The 3,532-nt window shown below is 52.8% G+C and carries 4 protein-coding genes; all 4 read left to right on the top strand.

What is annotated here, in order from left to right; all coding sequences use genetic code 11:
* Positions 1–666, top strand: a 666-nt coding sequence (locus NWE95_00760) for a hypothetical protein (protein ID MCW4002432.1), incomplete at its 5' end; no start/stop codon positions are given.
* Positions 663–1,013: a hypothetical protein gene (locus NWE95_00755; GenBank protein MCW4002431.1), complete on the top strand. Its 351-nt coding sequence runs from the start codon at positions 663–665 to the stop codon at positions 1,011–1,013. The genes NWE95_00760 and NWE95_00755, both read left to right, overlap by 4 nt.
* A gap of 3 nt (positions 1,014–1,016) precedes the next feature.
* Positions 1,017–2,408, top strand: a complete 1,392-nt coding sequence (locus NWE95_00750) for a hypothetical protein (GenBank protein MCW4002430.1) — start codon at positions 1,017–1,019, stop codon at positions 2,406–2,408.
* Positions 2,405–3,421, top strand: coding sequence for a hypothetical protein (locus NWE95_00745; GenBank protein MCW4002429.1), 1,017 nt, complete (start codon positions 2,405–2,407; stop codon positions 3,419–3,421). Before NWE95_00750 ends, NWE95_00745 begins: the two co-directional genes overlap by 4 nt.
* Positions 3,422–3,532: the final 111 nt, after the last annotated feature.

The raw sequence follows: 3,532 nt of genomic DNA, 5'->3' as shown, positions 1-3,532 counted from the left end.
TTGCACACGTTAACCCTTGACACTGACAAGCGGCCGTCGTATGCGTGGATGAAGGCGAAAATCGAGAAGATACTGCCCAACATATTCATCAAGTACGCTGGACCCGACGTCGTCGTGCAACTGGAAGGACAAAAAGAAGACACCATCAAAAAGTACGAGACTGCCATCAAGAGCCGTCCTGAGGAGGGACAGTGGCTTTTCAGCGGAGCCAAATCCGTCAGCGTCCACCCAGTCACCATCGACCCAAGAGCACGCTTCGAGTACTACATCGACCACATGGTCAACCAATTCTACCTTGGCTGCGAGACGCCTTTGCCGCGCTTGTTTAGCACTCCGGGCTTCACCGAAGCCTCAGCGCGGGCAGCTCTCGATTTGCAGGACATGCTCATTAAGCCTGTGCAGCGGTACATCAAGCGCCAAGTGGAGCGGGAACTTTTCGGTGTGGTTGTTGCTCAAGCGGGTTTTGATGCTGCCAAGGCGAAGGTTCGGCTTAATTTTGGTAGTCCTGAGACGCCTGAGCTTGTGCCTGCTGATTTGATTCGTGCTGCTGAGTTGGGGCTGGTGAGGGCGGAAGAGTTCCGCAAGAACGCGGTCAAGTTCGGCTGGGAGCTCTGGGATACGCCGCCTCAAACACCCAACAGTGCAGATGGAGGCGCCCAGATGTGACTGAGGTTTCTGTGGATGATGTTCGGGACGTGTTGCACATTTCTGAAGCCGACATCACAGACGCTAAGGTTCTGAAGATGATTAAGCGTGCTGAAGTCGCTTTGGGGCTTGAGCTGTCCAAAGAAATCGACCACACAAACTGCACTGATGCTGAGAAGGAGGCGGTTGTGCTTTTGGCTGCCATTTACGCAGTCTGCTATTTGACGGGCGGCAGCGCTGTGGGCTTGAACTTTAGCGTTGGCGACTTGAGCAGTTCTAACTCGGCACTTCCCAGCTTAGCCGTTCTGCAAAATGAATTCGAGCGCATCCTTTCCAGCCTCAAAGAACCGTACGTGGGGAGTGTGTAGCTAATGGGAACCGTGCCAGAAACCTACTACCAATTCGTGATGGACTATGCACCCTACGTATATGTGATGCTGCCTGGTACGCCAGACCCGACTTTTGGGAAAGGCGTCTTGGCTGCTAGCTTTGCAATCGACTTTCTCTGTGAAGCGTACTGTGCCAAGCAGTTTGAGGACAGAAAAGCCGAAATCTACGGCAAAGTTGTGGAGCTTGCGGATTGGGCTCTGACCCAGCAGTGCCTTGACCCATCAAGAAAAGCGTATGGCGGATTCAAAAGCGCAGAAACCAGCACATACTACTACAGCGTGGACGCCTGCAGAGCCATCCCTGCCCTTCTGCGTGCCCATGAACTCACGAATGATTCCAGCTATTTGGATGCTACTAAGCTGGCGGCTGGAACTTTCCTCAAAACTATGCAGGACCAGCAAGCCTACGGTGGCTTCGCCAGAGCGGTGACAATTGGGGATGCGTGGCTTCTGCAATTGGACGTCGAATGCCTCTACGGGCTAGCAGGTCTCAAGCTGTTAGCGGAGAAGCATGACACAGCCAACGCAGCACTCTACCAAAACATCATGGATAAGGCGGTTGGCTTTCTCAGGGAAGGTTTTGAGAAGCTGTGGCTTAATTTTGACCCCGCCGATGGCAAATGGCACCGGGTTGGCTTAGCGGAGAATGAGGTTTACGATGACCCCTTCGCCTACGCCTTAGTGGGCTTGTACGCGGTGGAGGGCTGGAGCTTAACGTGCCAGCGAGTCTACAGTTTCCTAAACAGCATCCGCGCCAACGCCACCTATCCAGCGTATGACCCTGCGGTTTGCTGGGCGGGCTACATAGATGTCGTCAACCGAACTGTGGCATGCAACTACTACGACGCCGTCACCAGCGGCATCCTCTGGCGCATCCGAAAAAACCACGACCAACCCAGCCTCAAGTTTAGCGTGGAAGTCATAGGTAAACACTCATCGGAGTTCATGTTTTGGGGCGCCAAACACCACGATTACAGTCCAGTCGAGAACAAGTGGGCTATGGCGACAGTTTGCTGGCTATCCCAGCTCTTCCTGAATTACGAGGAGCCCGCAACCCAGTTTACCAAGATTTTGAGAAGCAAAGGCGAAGCCGTCACGCTGTATCCTGTCCGCGAAGCCGCTGCAACAGTGACGTATGGTGAGCCGTTGGATTTGCTAGCGATTGTTTCTCCGCTTAAAGCTGAGCAGGTTATGATTGAGGCAGGCTACTACCTCAGCGACTACTTGGCATTCTACACTTTCCTGCCCGTCCGAGTGCACGACAAAATCAGGCGACAAGGAGAAGATTACGAGGTTCAGACTGTGACGCCTTTCACGTTTGGGAATCAGCGATTCTACTTCAAAAGCACCGCAAGGAGGCTAATCGCAACTTGAGCGAATTTGAGAACCCCGTCATAACTGTTCTGCGCTTAATCGAGTCCCGCTTAAGAGTTGTCAAAGACGACGGCGGCTTAGCCCGTGTCCTATGCTCGCAAGCTAACTATGACCGGGAACTGCTAAAAGACATCGACGCCCAAATTACAGTATCCAAAACCTCTGAACCATGTCAAAACCAGAGACACACCTTAGACGGCAAACTAAGACGCCGAATCTACTCCCTGAGGGCAACCATAACCACAGTTGACAAGCCGTCGGCTAGCGCTGATGTTGGCAGAGTTATGCGTGACAAGGTGCTTGAGCAGCTTCTGTTGATTATTCCTGAAAACCGCAACTTGCCCTACAGAACCTTCTACAATTTTTACCTGTTAGACGCTGCGTCGGCAACTCACAAAGCCTACGATGCAGCAACTACCAGTGAACCTGAACCGTCAAGCCCTCGCTGGACGGAACTGCCCAATCCTGAGTATGCGAATCTTTGGGGAAGCGACGACCAAAGACACTCCAAAAGCGCAACGGGCAGCGGTGAGTTTGCGTTTATGCTTTTCCGCTTCAAAATAGGCGCCAAAGCTGGAGAATGCCGAAATGAACCGAGAAAGCAGTGTCTAAAGCGTCTTGCCTTGGCGTTTGAAGGCTTTGGTGCGTCGCCTGCTGGTTATGGTGTGACTCTGAAAGTGTGGAATCACGCGGCGGGTTCTTGGGGTGACGCTCAAGTTGGCACTGAAGGAACCGACCAAACCGTAACCATCACTCTAACCCAAAATCTCACGAACTACGTCAACGACGACGGCTACCTCTACCTTATGGCAAGGACCACTAACCCGTCGGACGGGGTTTCTCCTGCCGTTCTGCACTGCGATTTTGTCCAAGCAACCGTTGACGTGCATGGCGTGACGTTTTGCGATGTGCACAGTTACCGAGACATCGACGTAACCGACGTGAAGCCCTTCCTGTACCGGGAAGAAATCCAAATCGTGGCGTGGCTCTTCGAGTCAATCGCCACCTCATAGTCAAAGGTGAAAAACATGGTTGACACCTATCATTCAGACCAAGAAAAGTTCTACTACGTGACCGAAGTCGCCTTCGGCACTGTCCCAGCAAGTCCAGCGATGCTGGGTCAC

Source organism: Candidatus Bathyarchaeota archaeon (genome assembly GCA_026014725.1).
Taxonomy (GTDB): Archaea; Thermoproteota; Bathyarchaeia; order Bathyarchaeales; family Bathycorpusculaceae; genus Bathycorpusculum.
The sequence above is the reverse complement of the archived record's forward strand: the minus strand, read 5'-3'. Positions and strand labels throughout refer to the sequence as shown.